General features: G+C 64.2%; 17 protein-coding genes and 2 pseudogenes. 9 read left to right on the top strand and 10 right to left on the bottom strand.

What is annotated here, in order from left to right; translation table 11 throughout:
• Positions 1-358 precede the first annotated feature (358 nt).
• On the bottom strand, positions 359-1,933 hold the full coding sequence (locus tag NMD1_RS01895; RefSeq protein ID WP_125953378.1) for an RNA-binding protein: 1,575 nt from the start codon (positions 1,931-1,933) through the stop codon (positions 359-361).
• A gap of 266 nt (positions 1,934-2,199) precedes the next feature.
• On the opposite strand from NMD1_RS01895, the gene rtcR reads away from it, so the two are divergent.
• Positions 2,200-3,786 (top strand): RNA repair transcriptional activator RtcR, encoded by a 1,587-nt coding sequence (gene rtcR / locus NMD1_RS01890; protein WP_125953377.1) that lies wholly within the window; start codon positions 2,200-2,202, stop codon positions 3,784-3,786.
• Positions 3,787-3,848: 62 nt separating this feature from the next.
• Here the strand turns inward: rtcR and NMD1_RS01885 are convergent, their stop codons facing one another.
• Genes NMD1_RS01885 through NMD1_RS01870 form a run of 4 tightly spaced genes read right to left on the bottom strand, consistent with a single transcriptional unit; the run spans position 3,849 to position 7,011 of the window.
• The gene (locus NMD1_RS01885) at positions 3,849-4,841 is read right to left on the bottom strand and encodes an SRPBCC family protein (RefSeq protein WP_125953376.1); all 993 of its coding nucleotides are present in this window, start codon (positions 4,839-4,841) and stop codon (positions 3,849-3,851) included.
• The gene (locus tag NMD1_RS01880; RefSeq protein WP_125953375.1) at positions 4,838-5,311 is read right to left on the bottom strand and encodes a DUF2269 domain-containing protein; all 474 of its coding nucleotides are present in this window, start codon (positions 5,309-5,311) and stop codon (positions 4,838-4,840) included. Before NMD1_RS01880 ends, NMD1_RS01885 begins: the two co-directional genes overlap by 4 nt.
• Positions 5,304-6,524: an SDR family oxidoreductase gene (locus tag NMD1_RS01875; protein ID WP_125953374.1), complete on the bottom strand. Its 1,221-nt coding sequence runs from the start codon at positions 6,522-6,524 to the stop codon at positions 5,304-5,306. Before NMD1_RS01875 ends, NMD1_RS01880 begins: the two co-directional genes overlap by 8 nt.
• A gap of 10 nt (positions 6,525-6,534) precedes the next feature.
• Positions 6,535-7,011, bottom strand: coding sequence for a hypothetical protein (locus NMD1_RS01870; protein ID WP_233497298.1), 477 nt, complete (start codon positions 7,009-7,011; stop codon positions 6,535-6,537).
• Positions 7,012-7,026: 15 nt separating this feature from the next.
• Between NMD1_RS01870 and NMD1_RS01865 the strand changes: the two genes are divergently transcribed.
• From NMD1_RS01865 to NMD1_RS01855, 3 genes and pseudogenes are all read left to right on the top strand, one after another.
• Positions 7,027-8,775 carry a sensor histidine kinase gene (locus tag NMD1_RS01865; RefSeq protein ID WP_233497297.1) on the top strand — a complete coding sequence of 583 codons (1,749 nt, stop codon included), beginning with the start codon at positions 7,027-7,029 and terminating at the stop codon, positions 8,773-8,775.
• Positions 8,772-10,097 (top strand): sigma-54 dependent transcriptional regulator, encoded by a 1,326-nt coding sequence (locus NMD1_RS01860; RefSeq protein ID WP_125953373.1) that lies wholly within the window; start codon positions 8,772-8,774, stop codon positions 10,095-10,097. The genes NMD1_RS01865 and NMD1_RS01860 overlap by 4 nt, the downstream gene beginning before the upstream one ends.
• 121 nt (positions 10,098-10,218) lie before the next feature.
• Positions 10,219-10,347 (top strand): annotated as a pseudogene (locus tag NMD1_RS01855) (IS3 family transposase); the annotation flags it as partial.
• 26 nt (positions 10,348-10,373) lie between these two features.
• On the opposite strand, the gene NMD1_RS01850 reads toward NMD1_RS01855, so the two are convergent.
• Entirely contained in the window at positions 10,374-10,853 is a 480-nt protein-coding gene (locus NMD1_RS01850) for an Imm26 family immunity protein (protein ID WP_158453852.1), read from the bottom strand.
• Between the two features lie 120 nt (positions 10,854-10,973).
• Between NMD1_RS01850 and NMD1_RS01845 the strand changes: the two are divergent.
• A pseudogene (locus tag NMD1_RS01845) lies at positions 10,974-11,140 on the top strand (transposase); the annotation flags it as partial.
• Between the two features lie 281 nt (positions 11,141-11,421).
• Here the strand turns inward: NMD1_RS01845 and NMD1_RS01835 are convergent.
• Positions 11,422-12,606, bottom strand: a complete 1,185-nt coding sequence (locus NMD1_RS01835; protein WP_125953371.1) for an acyltransferase family protein — start codon at positions 12,604-12,606, stop codon at positions 11,422-11,424.
• Between the two features lie 78 nt (positions 12,607-12,684).
• Between NMD1_RS01835 and NMD1_RS01830 the strand changes: the two genes are divergently transcribed.
• Positions 12,685-13,575 carry a LytTR family DNA-binding domain-containing protein gene (locus NMD1_RS01830; RefSeq protein WP_125953370.1) on the top strand — a complete coding sequence of 297 codons (891 nt, stop codon included), beginning with the start codon at positions 12,685-12,687 and terminating at the stop codon, positions 13,573-13,575.
• A gap of 183 nt (positions 13,576-13,758) precedes the next feature.
• Here the strand turns inward: NMD1_RS01830 and NMD1_RS01825 are convergent, their stop codons facing one another.
• Entirely contained in the window at positions 13,759-14,838 is a 1,080-nt protein-coding gene (locus tag NMD1_RS01825; RefSeq protein WP_125953369.1) for a citrate synthase/methylcitrate synthase, read from the bottom strand.
• Positions 14,839-14,888: 50 nt separating this feature from the next.
• On the opposite strand from NMD1_RS01825, the gene NMD1_RS01820 reads away from it, so the two are divergent.
• On the top strand, positions 14,889-16,094 hold the full coding sequence (locus NMD1_RS01820) for a citrate synthase family protein (protein WP_199558039.1): 1,206 nt from the start codon (positions 14,889-14,891) through the stop codon (positions 16,092-16,094).
• 13 nt (positions 16,095-16,107) lie between these two features.
• On the opposite strand, the gene NMD1_RS01815 is transcribed toward NMD1_RS01820, so the two are convergent.
• Together NMD1_RS01815 and NMD1_RS01810 are read right to left on the bottom strand one after the other, a co-directional pair.
• The gene (locus tag NMD1_RS01815; RefSeq protein WP_125953368.1) at positions 16,108-16,947 is read right to left on the bottom strand and encodes a type 1 glutamine amidotransferase; all 840 of its coding nucleotides are present in this window, start codon (positions 16,945-16,947) and stop codon (positions 16,108-16,110) included.
• A gap of 9 nt (positions 16,948-16,956) precedes the next feature.
• Complete coding sequence (locus NMD1_RS01810) at positions 16,957-17,958, bottom strand: AraC family transcriptional regulator (RefSeq protein WP_158453851.1); 1,002 nt, start codon at positions 17,956-17,958, stop codon at positions 16,957-16,959.
• 217 nt (positions 17,959-18,175) lie between these two features.
• On the opposite strand from NMD1_RS01810, the gene NMD1_RS01805 reads away from it, so the two are divergent.
• Positions 18,176-19,333, top strand: coding sequence for an MFS transporter (locus NMD1_RS01805; RefSeq protein ID WP_125953366.1), 1,158 nt, complete (start codon positions 18,176-18,178; stop codon positions 19,331-19,333).
• Positions 19,334-19,482: 149 nt separating this feature from the next.
• Entirely contained in the window at positions 19,483-21,867 is a 2,385-nt protein-coding gene (locus NMD1_RS01800; RefSeq protein ID WP_233497296.1) for a TonB-dependent receptor, read from the top strand.
• Positions 21,868-22,043: the final 176 nt, after the last annotated feature.

Below are 22,043 nucleotides of genomic sequence, written 5' to 3'. Positions count from 1 at the left end.
ACCCGGCATTCGCCGTGAATCGGGGTTGCCATGGCGACAAGGGATGGCGAGACGCGGTCCTTAAGCTACGTGTCGGCGGCGGGATTCGAACCCGCATCTCCCGTCACCCCTTCTCCCGCAAGAGATATGGCAGATCGGGGCGCTTTACTCGTCGGACCTTCGGTCGGGGACATGTAGTCCCACCGGCATTCGCCACGGCAATTCGGTGAAATTCATCAAAGGGTCACGGCGACCAGGTTTGGAAAGACATTCGTGCTCTACCAACTGAGCTACCGCCCCGAGGGACAGGCGGGGATCGAACCCGCGACACCGACATTATCAATGTAGTCCTTCCGGCATTCACCGTGACCCTTTTCTATCATACCTCCGTATTCTGAACGATCTCGACCCAGTCACGCGACTGCCCGGAGGCAAAGCGCGCCATTGCGTCGAACACCGCGTCGGTGAAACCACCGACATTCATGATGTCTGCGCGATCCCCCTTGGAATCCGGGGCCTGCGTGGAGCCATAGGGCTGGATGTCGATGCAGATCAGCTTCGCGCCCGGGTTGCGGGCCTTCAGCTTCTTCCACTCGTTCATCGTCGCCGTGGCGCCGCGCCGCGAAGGATCGACCCAGGACTCGTTGTCCGAGACGATCACCACGACATCCACCCGCGCCCGCTCCGTGTTGAGGAGCGCCAGCGGAGCCGAGACATTGGTCCCGCCGCCACCGACCCCGGCCAGCTTCGCTGCATTCACCGCAACGCGGGCATGGGGATCGAGCTTCAGCCCGACCACGGTCTGCTCGAACGGGATCACCCGGGCATCGCGGTTCTGGCGCAGCACGGCGGCGGCAACCAGCGCGGCGATGTCAATGCAGCGCACCTTCGAGCTGGCACCCTTGCGGTAGCCCGTCGCCGGCGAACCCATCGAGCCCGAGACGTCGGGGCAGACCACGACCTGGTCTTCCAGCTTCGGCACACCGGCCAGCGATGCTTCGAGCGCGCTTTCGAGCGCCGCCTGTACCGCCAGTGGTACACCGTCACCCACCTGACCCAGTGCCACCATCAACTGATAGGGCATCGGGCGAACGCGGGTGATCGCTGCGGGATCGGCGAGCCGAGCCGCGACCGCTTCGGTGACCCCGTCTACCGCGAACGCGCCATTACGCGCCAGCGTGTTGAGGTTCATGCGCAGCGCCTGCCAGCCCATGCGGCCAAGACCGTCACGGGTAGCAAGAACGCCCCACTGCTCAGGCGAGAGCGGGAAAGCGGTCAGCCATTCGAACGGCACCGGGGGCAGTTCGTCCGAGGGCGAACGCTTCCAGGCCTCGAAAGCCGCGATCTCGGCAGGCAGTGCCGCGACATCGTAGGGCTTTCCGATCAGCCAGCCATAGAAGGCGCGCCGCTCGGCATTGGCCGGAGCCGGGTGGACCATCTTGACGATATCCGCCAGGCTGGGGTCGTTGCCGGTCGCGGTCTGCATCAGCTGCGCCATCGACGCCTGCTCCAGCCATTCGCGGACCAGCCGCTTCGGCCGCGAGCCGAGCGATGCCCGGCCGACCTGTCCAGAGCGCATGATCTGCACGAAGGTGCGCAGCATCCGTCCATTATCGATCACGCGCCGGAACACGCGCACCGACAGGTCGGGATCGGCCATCGTCAGATAGGCCGCCAGCAGAGCCGGCATATCCTTCATGGCGCCCGACTGGCGCGCATAGACCGCGCACTTGGCGACCCATTCCGGATCGACATCCTTGGCCGCCAGCATGACATCGGCGAGCTGGGTCTCCGCGCTCGAGTAGAAGCCGTCGGCGAGCGTGCCGGTTGCGGCAAGCTGGGCCAGCTTGGCTTCGGGTCCATAGGCATAGGCGGCCCCACCCGCCTGGTTGACCGTGTCGGCGCGCGGCAGGAACCGCGACAATGCCGAAGCGAAAAGATTCCTGTTGGCCATAGTCCAACTCCAAAGCTTTCGGACCTGCGAGGCGGCCGGCCCATTCCGGCCGCCTCATGGTTCCGCTGGTGCCGGGCTGTTCGACCGACCCGACGCCAATATCATTGCAGAGCGCGTGCCAGTTGCGCTCGACAGCGCTAGGAATTTTTATAATATATTGTAATTAGGCCATTTTATCTCCGATTTGAGATACTGAACCCTCGACATTGCTTTGCAGCATTTCCCAATATTGTATCCCTGAATATAAGATTATATATCCTGAGCGCATGAAGCCCACTACGGTCATCAGCTTTCTCGGCTCCACGCTCGACGCCTCCAAGTTCGGTCCGTCCCGCTGGATGAAATGGCGGCCTTCTGTTGGCCTGTGCATGCACGAGGACCTCCGCGTCGATCGTTTCATCATGATCCACGGCTCGGCACACCGCCGCCTCGCCGAATATGTCAGCGAGGACATCGCCTCGGTCTCGCCTGAGACGTTGGTTGAGCGGCACGTCATCGACTTCGCAGACGCTTGGGATTTCGAGGAAGTGTACGGCAAGCTGCTCGACTTCGCTCGCTCGCAGCCGCTCGACCCGGATGTCGAGGACTATCTCATCCACATCACCACCGGCACGCATGTCGCGCAGATTTGCCTGTTCCTGCTGACCGAGGCACATTACTTTCCTGGCCGCCTGCTCCAGACCCAGCCTCGGCGCGGCGCACCCAATGCGGCCGGGACCTGGAGCGTGATCGACCTCGACCTGTCACGCTACGACAGCATCGCCACCCGCTTCGCCAGCGAAAGCGCGGAAAGCACATCGTTCCTCAAGTCCGGGATCGAGACGCGCAACGCCGCGTTCAACGCGATGATCGACGAGATCGAGCAGGTCGCCAGCCGCACCCGCGCTCCGATCCTGCTCATGGGGCCCACCGGTGCAGGCAAGAGCCAGCTTGCCCGCCGCATCTTCGAACTCAAGAAGCTAAAGCGGCAGGTCAGCGGTTCGTTCGTCGAAGTGAACTGCGCCACCCTGCGCGGCGACAGCGCGATGTCGGCACTGTTCGGCCACAAGAAAGGCGCCTTTACCGGAGCGGCAGCAGATCGACCGGGCCTTCTGCGCACCGCCGATGGTGGCATGCTGTTCCTCGACGAGATCGGCGAACTCGGCCTCGACGAGCAGGCGATAATCCTGCGCGCGATCGAGGACAAGCGTTTCCTCCCGGTCGGTGCCGACCGCGAGACGGAAAGCGACTTTCAACTGATCGCCGGCACCAATCGCGATCTCGCTCAGTGCGTCGCTGATGGCACCTTCCGCGACGACCTTTACGCACGCCTGAACCTGTGGACTTTCGCGCTACCCAGGCTCGCCCAACGCCGCGAAGACATTGCGCCCAACCTCGATTACGAACTCGACCGCCACGCCGAGCGTGAAGGCGAACGGGTGACCTTCAACAAGGAAGCGCGCGAACGCTACCTCGCCTTCGCGATGTCCGGCGAAGCGCAATGGCCCGGCAACTTCCGTGATCTTGCCGCCAGCGTCACCCGCATGGCGACATTTTCGCCAAAAGGGCGGATAGACAGCGAAGTCGTGGACACCGAGGTCGCGCGCCTGAGGCGTGTGTGGACCGGAAAACAAGACTCACTTGATCAATTGGACGGCTTGCTAGGCAAGGAGGCGTTGGCCGGCATCGACCCCTTCGATCGCGTTCAACTCGCCTTCGTTGTCGAAACCTGCCGCGTCAGCCGTTCGCTTTCAGATGCCGGACGCAGACTTTTCGCCGCATCGCGTACCAAGCGAGCAAGCACCAACGACGCCGACCGGTTGCGCAAATATCTGGCGCGCTTTGGTATCACGTGGGAACTCGTGACTGGGTAACGCTTAGCCGCAATAGCTGACGTTTACGGCATTTGATCGCATCGTCCAAAGCGACCTTCCGTTCATGGGGTGCCTTGGCTCGCCCGGCTTGCTCTCGCTTCAGCACGCTGCTTGATAATGGCCAGAATATTGCTCTGAATGTCACCCAGCAGGATTTCGCCCCAAAGCTGCGCGTATAGATTGACGTGCGTCTTGGCGATGTAATGCGTCCTTAGGGTCAGCCGCGTCCGGCCCTCAGCCAAGGGGGTAAGCGTATAGTCGCCGGCATCGATCGTCAGGAATTGCCCGTCAGGCGCAATGTGCCGGTCGGTATAGTCTTGGAGCGAGCTGTTGGTGAACGCGAACGCCCATGCGAGCCGCCGTCCCGGTTGCCATTGGGTGATCCTCTCCTCGAAATTGATGCGATCGCCCCAATAGGCGGTGCGGATGGCGCCCACGCCATATCCGCTCAATGTGGTTGCACGCGGGCGCGGCAGGCGCAGGATACTTTGCGTGAAATTCCATTGCCCTTCATGGTCTCCAATATGCGCGTTGGTCACGGCATAAGGCCAGACTTGCTCAGGTGCCGCCTCAATCACGATCGAGCGGGTCAGCGTTACCGGCTGCTCGGTGAACGGGATCTGGTTTTCCACGCTGCCACACATCAGCGGCAAAAAGAGCAGCGATGCCCGAAACCGCGCCGGATCGTTCCGCCCCTTGCGCACGCGGCGCAGGATGTAGACGCCAAGCCAGCCAAAGCTGAGCCAGATGGGCGCGAGCATGACAAGGCAGATGACGCCCTCGCGCAGAAATACCGCCGATCCCACGCAGACAATGGCGCCAAAGACCGGCGGCACCGAGAAGTAGAACGACCGTGGCCTCTCAAGCGCAGGATCCCCGACGTAGCAAATCAACGCGCAAAGGTAGGCTGGCAGAAAGGCCAGAAACCACAGGCTGGCAAAAGCCACGCTGTTGGCCTTGCTGGCGTTTAGCAGGATATAAGCGCTGAGCGCGATGGTCAGTGCCAGCGTAAACCCGGCGATAATGTGGCCGCGACGGGATGGAACCTCGTTCATAGCGCAAACTCCGGCTTGGCGACCATCAACCAGAAGATGACGATGACGCCGGTAAAGGCGGGCCAGCCCAGCGCGAACCACCAGCGCGCAAGGCGGTGGTAGCGTGCGGGCAATTCGGTGCCGTTCGGCGTGGCCTCCGCGATCCGCCGCATGGCCATTTGAATCGCGACTACCGGCAGCCAGCAAGCCCCCACCAGGATGTAGAGCATGATCGCGGCGATGAGCCATGGCGTGGTCAGCGGAAAGCCGGCCAGATGCGCCAGCCACACACCGGTCACCGGCTGCACGACGACGGCGGGCGTGGTGAACAGCCAATCCGCCAGTTCCACATTACGATTCACCACGCGTCGCGCGGCCAGCACACCCGAACGGTTGGCCATCCAGCCATGGAAAGCGGTGCCAAGCCCCGTGCCAAACAGTAACGTGGAACTGAGGATGTGGATGGTTTTGAGAAGCAGATAGTCAGTCATGAGGCTTCTCCATGGCATGGACGGCAAGCGACAGGCCGAGAACGGCGAGGTTCTTGACCAGGGCTCCAAAGGGATCGACCCAGAGCTCGGGCGCGATGGCTGCAAGGATCAGGCTGTAGGCGATCATCAGCACAACCCCCGCCAGTGCCGCCCCGCGCCAGCGCAGGATCAAGGCCAGGGCCACCACCATGTCCGCCAGCGATCCGGCCCAGACGGTGCCGGTCGCGGCCTCGCCCGCCAGGTCCAAACGGGCCAGCAGGCGGGTGTTGCTGGCCATGGGCGTGAGCAACAGTGGCACCAGCCCACCGGCCAGCCAGACTGCTGCCAGAAGCCCGCGCAGCGCAGGCTCCAGCGGCGACAAGCGGGCGGCCAGCAAATCGCCCCGCGTAGCCGGATGAGCGGCCAGGAATTGCGCGACAGTTTGCGGCGGAAAGCCAAGAGCATTCACAAACGGCTCCACCGGCGCGGTATTTCCCGCCTCCAGCATCGTCAGGCTATCGCGCGTCATCGGGCCGATTCCCAACCAGGCGACAGCCCGCAGCATCCAGCGCGGCACCGGCAAGCTGCTAGCCGTGCCAAGGCCCAGCCAGCGCCGCAGAACGGCCATCAGGTCTACGATCCGCATCGGTTCGGGACCCACCGCCTCCACCACCATGTTCATGGGCAGCGGTTGCTGCAAAAGGCGCCGGATCGCATTCACAAGATCGTCGATGGCGATAGGCTGCACCATGCCGCCGCCGATGTCGGGCATCAGTGGCAAGACGGCCAGGGCGCTGAACAAAGCCGTGCTGCCCCCGCCGCGCCCCACCACCAGCGAGGGGCGGACAATGGCCCAGCCCAGGTCCAGTCTGGTCAAGTGCGCGTCAGCCGTGCGCTTGCTGCGGTGATAGGCGGTGATGCCCTCGCTGGCGCCCAGCGCTGAGATCTGAACCACCCGCGCCACGCCCGCGCTCACGGCGCCATCGAACAGGGCGATGGCCCCGCGGGCATGGACGCCGTCATAGTCCGCCCCGGCAGCCAAGACGCCGGCACAATTCACCAGCGCGTCATAGCCCTGCAACCGCGCGGCCCAGACGGCAGCGTCGTCGCCGGCGAGATCACAGGCGATAGCTGCGCCGCGCCGTCCCGCTACCGTCACCGCGCAGCCTTCGGCACGCAGCCGACCGGCCAGATGCCCGCCGATGAAACCGCCGCCCACGATCATCACACGCATCGCCGTTTCCTCAATCCATGTTCGGCTGGGGCACCCGGCGCCACACGGCCAGCCCCATGCCGACCATCGCCATCAGGATTCCGGTCAGGGTGCACGCCACCGTGCCCTGGATCAGATCGGTAGGATCCCTGGCAATCCGCGCGATCGAGACGAACAGCAGTGGCAGGGCGATCATCATGACCGTCGACCACACCGTCCAGAACGACGACCGCTCCTCGGTTCCGCACAATTCAGACAACAGGATCGAAAGCGGGCGGCGCAGCACAAGCGCCGCCAATCCGGCCAGCGCCAGGGTAACGGCATAGGTGAGCAGCAGAGCGGCAATCGGGATCAACATGGCTTGGCTCCTTTCAGGCAGGCGGTCACGATGACCGCGCCATGCCCCCTGCTTCGCAACTGGCATGCCAATTGCGAAGATCGCCAGAAAACCGGGAATCTCGCCGATGAAACCGCCGCGTGAATGTAAACGACGTAAACGGAAATGCATGTTATGCTGTCGACGATGGATACAGCACTTGGCTTGATGGCCTATATCGGCGCACTGGGCCTGACCGCGCTGGCGAGCGTGCTGCTGGCCGGCTTTGTCGCGGTCAGGGCGCGTGGCTTGCCGGGCGCATGGACGCTGGTGACATTCCTGTGCGGGGTTGCGCTGTGGAGCCTGGCCATGGCCGCTCCCGCGATGCTGGGTGCCAGGGCAGCACCTTTTACGCTCACGGTGATCGCGCTTTCGCCCTTGCCGGCCGCGGCCTTCGTGCATCTCGTGTTCGCCTTCGCGCTGTGCGGTGCGCTGCGTCCGGTGGCTTGGGCCAGCTACGGCGTGGCCTGCGTGGCAACGATCGCCGGCATCGTTCTGGGCGTGGGAAAAATTGCACCTTGGCATGGCTTTGCGGGGGCCTTTGTGCCCTCGCTTACGGGGTGGGGCGTGCTGGGTGTTGCGGCGGCCTTGTCGATGACGGGGCATATCCGCCTGTTCCAGACGTGGCGCCGACAAAGCGGGTTGCATCGCGATCAGGCCGGGGCCGTGTTCGTGTCGAGCGGTATCGGCCTTCTCGCGCTCACCGGCTTTGCCTTCCCCGCGCTGGGTATCGAGGCCTATCCCTTGCCGGTACTGGCACTGCCACTGTATTCGGTGGCACTGGTCTACGCGGTGCTACGGCATCGTTTCATGGCGGCAGATGTATGGGCGCGGCGGGGCCTGGTGTGGCTCCTGCTGCTGGCGGGTGCGGGTGGCGCGGCGGCGCTGATCGCAACTTTGCCACTGGCGCTTGCCGGGCGGCCGGAAGGCTTCGTGGCGACCTGGGCGGCTTTGGCGGGCGCGATGGCGCTCGGGCTTCTGGTGATGGCCCCGCTCAAGCGGCTGACCGACAGGATGGTCTTCCCAGGCGCCAAGCTGGACGTGGAGCCATGGCGTGACGCTCTGGCGCAGGTACCAGACGAGCAGGCACTGGGCGAACTGGCCAACGCCATGCTGCGCCAGCATCTGGGCCTTGCCGCCGACGGTCCTGGATTGGCAATTAGCGGCGAATCCGTGACGCTGAACGGATGGGATGATGCGCCGGCGGCCCTGCGCCACACCGCCGTCCGCATTGCCGGGCTGGCGGAGGAGGCTGCCCGGCGCCTCGCCAGCGCCCGCCGCATGGTGGAAGCCGAGCGCGAAGCGAGGTTGGCGGAACTGGGGGCATTGGCGGCAACAATCGCGCATGATCTGCGGAACCCGCTGGGCATTGTGCAGATGGCGGCCACCGCGGCCCCGCCCGAGATTCGCGTCGAGATCGGCGAGCAGGTTGGGCGCATGAACGCGCTCGTCACCGACATTCTGGATTATGCGCGGGCGTGGACCATTACGCCGCGCCCCATCGAACTGGCCTCTTATCTCTCGGGATTTGGCGTGCCGGTGGAGGTACCCGAGGGCATGATGCTCCACGCCGATCCTGCCGCCTTGCGCCGTGCTTTGACCAATCTCGTGGACAACGCCAAGGCAATGGGCGGCGCCATGGGGAATGGTTGCACGATCATTGCCGATGGCCACAGCATTGACATTTGCGACAACGGCCCCGGCATTGCGCCGGAGATTGCCGGCAGCCTTTTCAAACCCTTCGTTTCGCGGCGCGCCGGGGGCACCGGCCTCGGTCTTGCCATCGTCCGCCGTATCATGGAGGCGCACGGCGGCAACGCCACCGTTGCGCAACGCGAGGGCTGGACCACCTGTTTTCGCCTGACTTTCGGGCCTGATTTGCGAGCGCGCCCATGATTCTTCTGGCCGATGACGAACCCGCCTTTCAGCGCCTGACCGTGAACTGGCTGCGCGCGCAAGGGCATGACGTTACCGCCGTGGGCGATGGCGATGCCGCACGCGCCGTCTTTGCGGAGCAGCGGCCCGATGTCGTACTGCTCGATCTGGCGATGCCGCCTCATCACGATCCGCAAGCGGGCATCGCGCTGATCTCCGCCTTTGCGCCGGCGCCGGTGGTGGTGATGACTGGCCACGCCGATCAGGCATTGGCCATGAAGGCGATTGAGGCAGGCGCGTGGGATTTCCTCGCCAAACCTGTCGATCCCGATCTACTCAAGGTTGTCGTCACGCGCGCGGTGGAGCGGGCGAGGCTCGCGCAGGAATTGGCCCTGCTTCGCGCGCGCGATGAGGCCAGCGAGGACATGGGCCTGATCGGCCAATCGCCGCCGATGGTCGCCTTGCGCGCGCTGATCCGCCGGGTGGCGCCCACCACGATGCCGGTCATGGTGCTGGGGCCGAGTGGCACCGGCAAGGAACTCGTCGCGCGCGCGGTCCACGCTGCCTCACCCCGCGCCACGCGGCCTTTGGTGCCGGTCCATTGTGGAGCGGTGCCCGCCGACTTGCTGGAAAGCGAGTTGTTCGGTCACATGAAGGGCAGTTTCACCGGCGCCCATGCCGACCGCGCAGGCCTGGTCGAAGTGGCGCATGGCGGCACGCTGTTCCTTGATGAGATCGGCGAAATGCCATCCGCCATGCAGGTCAAGCTGCTGCGCTTCCTGGCCGATGGCACCTATCAGCCGGTCGGCGCGCGCGAGGTGCGCAAATCCGACGTGCGCGTCGTCGCGGCCACGCATCGCGATCTTGCCGCCGCCGTGGCGGACGGCTCGTTCCGCGAGGATCTCTATTACCGCTTGAAAGGCCTCGTCCTGTCCACGCCGAAGCTGGACGAAAGGGGCGCGGACAAGGCATTGCTGGCACAAATATTCCTCCGCCGCGCGTCGCCTGTCATGGGCTTTTCGGGGGCCGCACTGGAATGGATTGCCCGGCGCGCGTGGCCAGGAAATGTGCGCGAATTGCGCGCCGCCGTGGAATGTGCGGCGGCCTTGGCCCAAGGCACGGCGATCAGCGTCGAGGATCTGGCCTTTGCTACCGGAGAAACCGCGCCCGTCGCCGTGCCTCCCCCACATGCGACGCTGGAAGAGGAGGTGGCCGCGTTGGAGCGGCGTCGGATCATTGAGGCGCTCGAGCGCACAGGCCATAACCATACCCACACGGCCCGCGATCTTGGCCTTTCGCGCGTCGGACTGCTCAAGAAAATGGACCGCATGGGATTGCGGTAACCGCCTTAATTGCTGACGTTCAGAGACCCAGTCCGGGGCGTCGGAACCTGTCGTTCATTCACCGGCGCCGCGGGGTGCTTGATTGACGAGGGCTGGGGACAAGCCCGAACCCGCTGACGCAGAAGCCCGACAAGACGTGTTCGATTGCGTCGAGATGTTCTACAACCCGGTACGCAAGCAGGTCGGGAACAGGCCGCTGTCGCCCGTAGAGTTCGAGCGGCAGCAGATTTTGAAAGCGGAAGGCGTCTAGGTCGTGAACTCATTAAATGGACAGAGTTACGCTCGCGTCACTCGGCGCGCCGCATAGGCTGGGGTGAGTTTGTCGTAGCTGTCTTGCCATTCGCCAAAGCCGTTTAGGGCCTCCAGCGCGTCCAGGTATCCCAATGGCGCTCTGCTGAATTTGTAGTCGAGAAGATCTACCTCATCAGGACGCATCGGCCAGAGGGAGCGTCCTTCAAAGTCGGTCGTACGAAGCTCGTCCCCAACTTTGACCTTCCAGTTCGGAAAGGGAATTGCAGCGGGAATGGGCTGATCGCGAGCAATGACGGACCAACGCCCATGATAAAACATGCTGTCCATCGTCGTGCCTACGAGCGCGATCTCATCGGCCAGCAAGGATGCAATGTCCGGTCGTGAGCTATGCAGGTTCTTGAAGAATGCAGCGTACAAGACGCCGCCGGGTATTATGACCAGACCATATCCCAGCCGACCGTCAGTCACCAGGAACTCGAAGAGATCGCCCTGACGCAGCTTCACCCGCTTCCGCTTTGAGTCAGAACTCATTGCTCAATGCCTCCGCCGATGACCTTCCCGAAAAGCATATCCAGAATGCATCCGCCGTTGCCAAGAGGCAGACCGTTGTGATTCAGCACAGGCATGAGCCGATATGACCTGACCGACTTCGAATGGCGCGTGATCGAACCTCTGTTGCCTAACAACCGCAGGGCGTGCCGCGCGTTGATGAACGCCGCGTGCTGAACGGCATCTTCTGGGTGCTGCGCTCCGGTGCGTCATGGCGTGACCTGCCCGAACGCTATGGCCCGCGAAATCGCCAAAATGCTCTGCCCCTGACGCCAACGCTCCCAAAGCTCAGCTTTCTGTTCCGACGTGAACCAGATCCGTGATGTCACCATCGCTCACCTCCAGCATCCCCGATTAAAGGTGTTGCGATGACCCGTTTAACCCGCCCCGCAATTCCGGACGGGGACAGGATCGATCATCAACATGTCCTCGCGTTCCGGCTTGGTCGGCATTCCTGGCGCTGCCGCCTATGATCGCGCCCAAGATACGCTTTCTACAGTCAAGGTTGGTGACAATCCTCCCTCTAAGTGCGCTGCACTTCAGCGAACTGCTTTACGGACTGCGTGACAACGGGCGCCGGCTTCAATCCGAGCAATGGTCGCAACCAGTTCACTCGCCGCCCAATCTCGTAGGTCAGCGCACAGCCAAAAACGGTCGTCAGCAGGATCACGCCGAATGCCAGTTCGGACTGCACCCCGCCTTGCTTCAGCCAGAAGCCCGCTGCGACGATGATAGTCTGATGCGCGATGTAATAGGGGAAAATCGCTTCGGTCAGATAGCGTCGCACCGGTCCATCAAAGTGGAGGCACGTCTGGGCAAAACCGAGCAATCCCAGGATCATGCCCCACGCCAGCACGGCGCGTGACAGCGCGCGAGCAGTCTCCCAGGCGGACGTCCCGTCGCTCAGGGCGTGTGCTGCAAGCATGGTTGCGCAGGCCAGCCCCGCACAGCCGAGCAGCGCGCGCCAGCGATGCAGAATCAGCTCCCATGCACCCTCCGAACGCGCCAGCCCAATGCCGAAGAAGAAGGCGAACCCGTAGACAGCATGGGCATAGGGATCGTCGAAAAGCGCATGCGTCTCGCCGAACGCCGGGTGCAGCACTAGCTGCGCGAAGGCGAGCCACGCGATCGGCAACAGCACAAGCCCCCAGCCGCGAAACAGCAGGTCAAAGATCTTCTGCAGCCTCGCCCGACCTTCGGCTGGAAGGGCCGCCAGCCCGGCAAGCACAAGGGAATAGGCCCAGAGATAAGCCACGAACCACAGGTGGTTCCAGGTCGGAAGCGGGGTGCCACGGCTGCTGCCGAACTCGAAGTAGTCGTGGAGCCAGAAATGCACGAAGCCCGCATCGTAGCTTCCCCGGTCGCGCAGCTCGAACCACGGCTGGGGGGCAACGAAGAGCACCATTCCAGCCAGCAACGGCACTGCCAGGCGCACTGAACGACTCTCGGCAAACGCCCGCGCCGTGCCAAGCTTGGCGAGCAGCGCACGCGAAACAACACCGGAAATCACGAACAGCAGCAACAGCCGCCATGGATTGATAGCCATCATTGGCCACCCCGCCCATTCGACCGGCTCCGCCGCCTTTACGTGCCAGCCCCAAGGCACGAAGAACATCCCGATATGATATAGGATCAGCAGCCCAAAGGCGCCGATCCTCAGCCAATCGAGCCCGTATTGCCGGCCAGTCAAATGTGTCTTGCCTTGCATCTCGCGTCTCCATCGCATTTACTCTCTCCCGTGAACTTGCTGCTCGCGGCCGCGCTGTCGCGGCACGGGTGACGGGCGGTGGAACCGGCGGGACGGGATGCGGGGCGGGTTGTGACGAGTGGTGGGGATCGAGGGCTGAGCGGTGAACAGCTCAAGGCTGGTTCCCTGCGCGATCCCCTTCCGATTGCCGCGCTGGCATTCGCCGCCTTCGGATCGCTGTACATGGTCGTCAACGCAGTCACCCTGATCGACCAACGCCGCGCACTCGGGCAACCGATTGCGAAATGGCAGGCCTGGGTGCTCGAAGGCACAAGTTTTGCCGCTTGGCTGGCGCTTTTGCCGTTCATTCTGATGTTGGCGGCCCGCCTCGTATCGCGCCCCCTGCCGCTCACCACGCTGGGCCATGCAGCGGGCTGCATCGTGGTCTCGTTGGTCCACACTGCGCTGATGGTGGGCCTGAGGATCGCTGCCTATGCGCTCGCAGGGGATCACTACGCGCCGACTGAACGATGGTCTGATCGGCTATTTTTCGAGGCGCGCAAGGACCTTATCACCTACATATCGATCCTTGCGGTATTCCTGGTCGCCCGGCAACTGGTGGCGCCGCGCATGGCGATCCGGCCGTCACCAACCCTCGAGGCGCCGCTGATCGAGGTGCGCGACGGCAGCCGCGTTGTGATGCTGCAGCCTGATGAGATTGACTGGGTGAGCGCCGCGGGAAACTATGTAGAACTGCATGGCCTGTTCGGGAGCGAACTGGCGCGGCGGAAGCTCGCGGATATGGAAGCCGAGCTTGCACATCATGGCTTCGTCCGTGTCCATCGCTCGCGCATCGTGCGGCGGACCGCGATCGCCAGCACGGAGACAAAGCAAAGCGGAGACTTCGAGATTACCCTGCGTTCAGGCGCGGTGATCAATGGCAGTCGTCGGTTCCGTCAGAACCTCTTGCAGGACGCATTCCGTGGATGAGCGGTACACCTTGGGCGCTGGTCTGGAGATTATCCTATGCCTGCATCGAGGCATTGCCGCTTGTGGTATCTGATCGGAACGCCTGAATTTGGTCGGGTGCCACCGGAACGATGTGATGTAAAATGCCGCCCTGGTTGCAGACGTTGAACGCTGCATTTAGGCCTCGCAAAACCCGCCCTTCGTTCAGGCGGCGATCCTTGGTTCCGGCCCGACGTAGTTGGACGCGGGCCTTATCAGCCTGCCATTGGCAACCTGTTCGCGCGCATGGGCGAGCCATCCCAGCGTTCGGCCCATCGCGAACACGCAGGTGAATTCGCTAGCGTCGAAGCCCAGCGCTTCGAGCAACAGCGCGGTGTAAAACTCGACGTTTGTTTGGAGCGATCGGTCCGGCTTGCGCTCGCGCAGGATCTGAAGGGCTGCCTGCTCCACCGCCTCGGCCAATGCCAGCCGGCCCGCATCGGGAGAGAGCCCTTTCAGCGCGCGCTTGAGCGCGTCCGCTCTTGGATCGCGCACCCGGTAGATGCGATGGCCAAAGCCCATCAGCCTGTCCCCCCGGTCGAGGGCACTCTCGATCCAGCGCCGTGCGTTGGACGCTCCACCGATCGCGTCGAGCATTTCGATAACCGGCCCGGGTGCGCCGCCGTGCAGGGGGCCTTTCAAGGTGCTGAGCCCCGTCAGCACCGCCGACGTCAGTCCGGCCAGTGTCGAGGCGGTGACGCGCGCGGCAAAGGTGGAGGCGTTGAGGCCGTGATCGCAGACGGTGACCAAATAGGTGTCGAGCGCCGCGGCTTCTTCCAGCGTCGCCGTGGTTCCCCGCACCATCCGCAACACATCGGCGGCGTGGTCCGCCGCCGGATCGGGTGGTACCAGATCCTGATGCTGGCGCCGGCGCGCGACAGCGGCGGTGAACACCGAGACTCCCGCCAGCAGCCGCATGGCGGTCCGCACATCATCGCCCTCGGGTATCCTAGCCAGCAAGGCACGAACCGTTTCGACCGGGTTCAGGCCAGGGGGCATGGAATGGGGCAACTCGACATGTGCGAAGGCCTCGACCCGCGCCTCGCCCAGCATCCTTTCCAGTCCATCCAAGTCGGGCAGATCATCAAGGAACCCGTCGAGCAACAGGTGCGCCGCTTCCGCGAAACGCGTGCGCCCCGCCAGTTGGCCCAGTTCGAAGCCACGGATGACCAGCCGTCCAGCGGCACCATCGACATCGGACAGAACTGTGCTCGCGGCCACTACGCCTTCCAAACCTTCCGCCATCTTCTGCATCTCCTGGACTTGACGGGCACAGGATTCCGGCGGAAGTTGATTTGGTCAATCTTGATCAACTTAATCAATGTCTGGGCGAAAGCATGGCTGGCTGGTTGACTGCAGAAGAAGTGATGTCGCGGCTCGGCCTCCGGGCGCAGACGCTTTACGCCTACGTCAGTCGCGGACGGATCGAGGCGCGGCGGGACGCGGACGATCCACGGCGCAGCCTCTATCGCGCTTCGGACGTCGACCGGTTGCAGAAGCGGCGTGCCCGTGGCCGGGGACAAGCCGCCGTGGCCGAAGAAGCCATCGCCTGGGGAGAGCCGGTGCTGGCATCGGCGATCACGACGATTGCAGACGGCAAGCTCTGGTACCGGGGCAGGAACGCTGCGTCGCTTGCCGAGACCGCAAGCCTCGAAGGCGTCGCGCGCCTGTTGTGGGACTGTGGCGATGAGCGGTTCCCGACGCAAACCAACACGATCGCGCCGGGCCGTGCGCATGACCGGATGTTTCAAGCCCTTGCCTGGCGCGCTGCGACAAGCCCCGCCATGCGGGGACGAAGGCCCGAGGCGCTATACTTCGAAGCGGCAGCGCTGCTCGACCTTCTCGTGGATGCGGTGGCCGGAGGCTCGGGCGAAGGTCCGATGGATCAGCGGCTCGGCCGCGCGTGGGGGTGCGACGACGTCGGTACGGACCTTATCCGGCGGGCCTTGGTCCTGCTGGCGGACCACGAGTTGAATGCTTCAACTTTTGCAGCGCGCGTCACGGCTTCCACGGGAGCATCGCTGGCGGCCTGCGCGCTCGCCGGACTTGCCGCCCTGTCCGGCCCGCTCCATGGGGGGATCGCGACGCGCGTGCGCAGTTTCCTGACCGAAGCCGGCAAGGCTGACCCGCATGGAGCCGTGTCGGCACGTCTTGCGGCCGGCGCGGCACTGCCCGGCTTTGGACATCCCCTTTATCCTGATGGAGACCCGCGCGCAAAAGCGTTACTGTCGGCCTTTGCTCCGCTGCCAGAGCATCGTGATCTTGCGGTGGCCGTGCTGGAGGCCACGGGCGAACTCCCGAACATCGATTTCGCCCTGACCGCGCTCACCGAGCTTGCCCATCTACCCGAAGATGCACCGTTCCAGATTTTCGCGACCGCCCGTTGCACCGGCTGGATCGCACACGCCCTCGAGCAATCCCGCGCCGGGAAGCTGATCCGGCCGCGAGCCAGATATGTCGGTGTGGCACCCGATACAGTATTTGCCGAGGCAAACCCGTGAGCGTTGCGGAAGCTCAAACGCCGGGAACGAAGGCCTTGATCCAGTTGATGATTTCAGCGCGACGCCGGCTATCGTCCGTAATGTCCTCGTCCACGCCCAGTTGCCAGGCGAGGCCCGCATCGTGCGGCGCGGCGGCAAGCCCGGTCAGCACTTTGACATAGGCATCGAGCGCGGGGCGATCGGCAAAGAAGCCCTGCGCGATCATGTCGTCGGCATAGAGCGTGTAGAGCTGGACGAGCTGCGCGATATCGAATTCCGGGTGGTACTGAACCGCCCAGACCTCGCTGCGCCCGACCGGAACGATCGCGGCCTGCACCAGGCTGTGCGCGTTGGACGCGAGCAGCGTGGCACTGTCCGGCAGGCGCGTGACTTCGTCATAGTGGATGCAGGGCGCATCGAACACCGCGCCCTTGCCCGCGAACATCGGATGATCTGCCCCCGCCGCCGTGCGCACTATCTTGCGCGCGAAGCCGACCTCACGGCCGCGCGGATTGTATTCGACCTGCCCGCCAGCCGCCATCACCGCGATCTGCAGGCCCCAGCAGCTTCCGAACACCGGCAGGCCGGCCTCGGCCGCATCCCGCAGCATGGCGATCTGGTTGGTGACCGCAAAATCTCTGTCATAGGCATGGAGCGACGAGCCGGTGACGACGAAGCCGTCATAGTCGCTGAACGACCGGCCGCCGGGTATGACCCCCTCCGGATCGGCGGCGTTGACCACGTCCAGATCGAAACCGGGATAATGCGCCAGGATCGCCAGCGCGTAGATCTCGCTGGACGAACGCACGCCCAGTTCGGCCGCACGCGCGCGTTTGTCGGCGGTATTGCCTTCCATCAGAAGCAGTCGGGTCATCGGGGATCTCTAGTGTTGCGATTGCAAGGTATCCGCGCGGTAGCGCTGCGGCGGCACGCCCACCCAGCGGGTGAAGGCGCGCGTGAAGTTGGAATGCTCGGCATAGCCCAGCCGCAGCGCGACTTGCGCGATCGAGCATTCCGGGCGCGTGCGGAATTCCAGCATGGCCTGCCGCATCCGGCATTCGTCGAGCAGTTGCTGGAAGGTCAGTTGGGCCTCGGCCAGCCGGCGCCGCATGGTGCGGCTCGACATGCCGATCTCGCTGGCCAGTTCGTCCTGGTTGATCTCGCCCTGCGACATGCGCGCGAAGATCATCGCGGCCAGCCGATCGCGCGCGGGCTCGGCGCGGCGCTTGCGCGCGATCTGCGTCGACAGGTCCTTGAGATTGCTCCTGGCATCCGATGGCGGCATCGCCGCATCGAGCATGGCGACCGGCAGGCTCAGCGAGTTCACCTCGCCGCCAAAGCTCAGCCGGCTGAGCGGCATGGCAAGCCCGGTATCGCGGCGCGCGCATTCGAACCCCAGCTCGATCTCGTCCATCGCGTCGGGCACGGCCATGCGCACGATGCGGGCAACGATGCCAAGGCTGAACATGGCGTCGTGATGGCGCGGCCAGATGTCGGGATCGAGAATGCGGTAATTGACCGTTGCCGTCCCATCCTTGACCTGAAAGTCCAGCGTGGTCGAATCCTGGAGCAGTTCGAAGTGGTCGGCAAAGCGGCGCAGGGCGGCACCAAGCGTCTGGGCCGAGGTGATCGCGGTGCCGATCTCCCCCAGCTGCGCAAGATCGTAATTGAGGCCGATCGTCCACGTCGCCGCCGGATGATTGGCCCGTTCGCCGACGGATTCCGCCATGCGGGCGAAACGCTTGAGCGATATGCGGTTCGACGTGGCAACGTCGTCATTGTCGAGGCCTGCCCGGGCAAGGGCTTCGTCGGGTTCGATACCGAAGGCGGGCATGGAGTCGGTCCACCCGCAAAGCGCTTCGGCCTGTACTGCCGGTTGGCTCATGGCTACTCCCCTATACGATAGTCGGAATGCGATTCCCGATCTTGACAGGAGCGTAACGCAGCCTCGCCATTCCAAATTATCTGAAACGGTCATTGGATTGATACTTTCGATCAAATCCGCAGCCTGCTTTGATCGGGAATGCCACTTGGCCAGTCCTGCCAAGTTAACCTGCGGTCGCTGTCCTAGGAACTGGAACCTTCAAGGGGAGGGACTCGCATTGGCCCAGCAATACGACGTCGACAGTCCGGCAGCCGTTGTCAGCGCGATCGTGCTGGGCACGCTGGGCGTGCTTTCGTTCATCGTCCAGCCCGCGCTGGTGCAGGGCTTCGTCACCCACCTGCATGTCGGCGAACCCGAAGCCCTGAACCTCGCCGGGATCGAGATGCTGGGCGTCGCCATCTCCTCGATCGCCATGGCGCTGGGTTCGCACCGGTACGACTGGCGGCGAGTCATGGCGGCGGCGCTGCTCGTCGCGGCGCTGGGCAACGGCCTTTCGGCCATGGCATCCGGTGGCGGCACGCTGTGGGCAGCGCGCTTCATCGCCGGGCTGGGGCACGGCGCGATCATCACGCTCAGTTTCACCTTTGTCGGGCTGACCCGCAAAGTGGACCGCAACATCGCCTTGTATCTGGCTCTGCTACTGACCTATGGCGCGATCGGCGTGTGGCGAATGCCGGCGTTTCTCGACCGCTTCGGCCTGCCCGCCCTGTTCTGGCTGTTCGCCGCACTTCTCGTTCTCGGGCTGGCCACCGTGCGCAACGTGCCGCGCACGCACGAGGCGCGGGCCGAAGTGCCCGAAGGCGCGCGCGATCTGCCGTATGGCATGGTCGCGATCGCGCTGGCGGGGGTGCTGGCCTACAACATTGCGCAGGGCATCGCCTGGGCCGTGCTGTTCCTCGTCGGCATCGCGGCCGGGATCGCAGAGCAATCCGTGGCCGACGCGCTGTTCGCCTCGCAAGTGCTGGCGATCGGCGGCGCGCTGGCGTCGGTGTTCCTGGCTGGTGCGCTGGCGCGCGATCGCGCGATCATGATCGGCATTCTCGGCGGCGGAGCATGCATCGCGCTCCTGCTCGCCCATCCCGGCATCGTCCTGTTCGCGATCAGCGTCTGCGGCTTCAACGTGCTGTGGAACTTCGTCCTGCCGTTCATCCTCGGCACCGTGGGCGAGTTCGACACGCGCGGGCGCATGATCGGCCGCGCCGTGGCGATGCAAATGCTGGGGCTTGGCACCGGGCCGTTCCTGGCCGGGCTGCTGACCAACGGATCGAGCTATACCCTGGTCGAACTGGCGTGCATCTTCTTCTTCCTCGCCAGTTTCGCGCTGCTGCTTCTGCCGATGCAGGCGCACCGCCGCCTGCTCGCGCCGCAGGGCTGAGCGCTTCCGCACGCACGGCGCGGACGGCGTCTGCAAAACGGAAATGTCCCGATCTGCCAAGCGTGACAGGACGCATCGGTATCTCCTGCAATCGACACCGGCGCGTCAGCCGCATGGCGACGATCCGGGCGACACAGGGAGATTACGCAATGACGCAGCCGCATCATCGACTGTTCAACGCTTCGCCGATGGCCATCGCGGCGGCCGTCGCGGTTATCAGCGCCACGCCGGCCTTCGCCCAAACGCAGCCGGCCGCGGAAACGACCGAAGCGCCGCAGCAGGGCTTCGGCGATATTGTCGTCACCGCCAACAAGCGCAGCGAGAACCTGCAGAAAGTCGGCATTTCGGTCTCGGCCTATTCGGGTGATCAGCTCAAGGCGCTGGGCATCACCGATACCACGCAGATCACCCAGCAGATCCCGGCGTTCCAGTTGAACGCATGGTCGCCCAACGTCACGATCTTCAACCTGCGCGGCATTTCGCAGAACAACTTCACCGATTACCTCGAAGCCCCCGTCGCAGTGTACATGGACGATGCCTACATGGGCTCGATCAACGGCATTTCCGGCCAGTTGTTCGATACCAAGCGCGTGGAAGTGCTGCGTGGGCCGCAGGGAACGCTGTTCGGCCGCAACGCCACCGGCGGACTGGTCCACTACATCAGCAACGATGCCAGCCAGGCCGATTTCAACGGCTATGCCGAAGCCAGCTACGAACGCTTCAACCGGCGCGCGCTGGAAGGCGCGGTGGGTGGCTCGATCGCGCCGGGGCTGCGTTTCCGTGTGGCCGGCCGCGTGGTCAAGGCGGATGGCTACATCAAGTCCGCCGCCGCGCTGCCGGGCACCTATGACGGCGACGGGCAGGACCTGGGCGGCGAGAACGCCTGGGCCTTGCGCGGCACGGTGCAAGCCGACATCGGCAGCGACGGCAAGCTCGATCTGTGGTTCAAGCACAGCGAGGACAACCACGTCGCCACCGGCGGCTATGTCTTCGACAACTGCGATCTGCTCGCCAACGGCTATTGCCACGTCAACCCGGCCGGCCTCAGCGACGGCACCGGCGGCGTCATCAACGGCATCACCGGGGCCAAGGCCAGCCCCTACCAGAACTTCTCCAACGATCGCGGCAACTTCGATCGCCGGACCGACATCTATCAGGGTAAGCTGGTCAAGAAGTTCGGCGGCGTGGAACTGACCGCCATCACCAACTACACCGATCTCAAGAAGTCCTATGCCGAGGATGGCGATGCCCTTCCCGTCACCGTCATCCAGTTCCTCACCACCGCGCGTTACAAGCAGTTCAGCCAGGAATTGCGCCTTTCGGGCGACAGCGGCCCCTTCCGTTGGCAGGCGGGCGCCTATTACCTCAACATGAAGATCGCCGGCTCGCTCACCACCATCGGCGCGCCGGTGCTGGGCACCGCCTTCGCCATCAACGGCGCGGCCAACGATCCGCGCGTGGTCGAGGACTATACGCTGCGGTCGAAGAACTGGTCGCTGTTCGGCCAGGGCGAATACGATCTGTCCGACACGCTGACCGTGATCGCCGGGGTGCGCTATTCCAAGGACAACAAGTCGATCGACTATACGTCGCGCCTGATCGACACGGGCTTCCCGACCGTGGTGCGCGCCACGGACGAAGCGTTTGCGGCCGTCATTCCCGGCATCAACCGCATCAAGTACGGCGACTGGGCCGCCCGCGTTGGTCTGAACTACAAGCCCAATCCCGATACCCTGCTGTTCGTATCGTGGAACCGCGGCATCAAGGGCGGCAACTGGACGCTGAGCGCGGACGTGACGCCCGCCAGCTTCCGCCACGATCCCGAACGGCTCAATTCGTTCGAAGGCGGCGTGAAGTGGTCCAACGCCGATCGCACGCTGCGCGCCAACCTGACGGCCTATCACTACCTCTACGACAACTATCAGGCGTTCTCGGTACTGGGCGGCCTGCCCCAGGTGAGCAACAGCGATGCGCGGGCCACGGGCACGGAGCTGGAAGTGTTCTGGCAGCCGGTCAAGCGGCTCAACGTGAACCTTGGCGCGACGTGGGAAACCACCAAGGTCAAGCAGATCCTGGGGCCGGGCAGCCAGATCGGCCCCGAATTCTTCCCCGGCGCGCCCGATGCCCAGTATTGCGCCAACCAGGGTGACGGCACCTTCCTGTGCACCTATCCGCAGAAGGCGATCACGGACGCCAAGCTGCCCAACGCGCCGAAGTTCAGCATCAACTACCTGCTGCGCTACAACATCGACGCGTTCGGCGGCAATCTGGCGGCGCAGTTCGACGGCGTGTGGTACGACGACCAGTATCTGGAAGTCACCAACGGCGCTTCCTCGCTGCAGAAGGCCTACAACGTCTCGAACGCGTCGCTGACCTGGACCACCGCCAACGACCGCCTGTCGGTCCAGGTGTTCGGGCGCAACGTGTTCGACAAGGCCTACCGCGCCTATACGCTCAACCTCGGCATTCTCGGCACTACGTCGGTCTATGCCAAGCCCGCCACGTATGGGGCGAGCGTGACGGTGCGCTGGTAGCACCCGACATGAGGGCGACGCCGGGCCGGGTTTTCCGGTCCGGCGCTGCCCCCTGCCGGCCGCCCCGGACTACCGGGCGCTTTGCAATTCTGGCCATTCGCCCCTCAGCGCAAAAGGAATTGATCCTAAGCATCATGCTGCGCTGCAACTGCGGCCTTCGATCAATTGCATTTTCG

This window comes from Novosphingobium sp. MD-1, from assembly GCF_001014975.1.
In the GTDB taxonomy this organism is placed as follows: Bacteria; Pseudomonadota; Alphaproteobacteria; order Sphingomonadales; family Sphingomonadaceae; genus Novosphingobium.
Note: the sequence above shows the minus strand (reverse complement) of the source record. Positions and strands in the feature narration are given on the sequence as shown.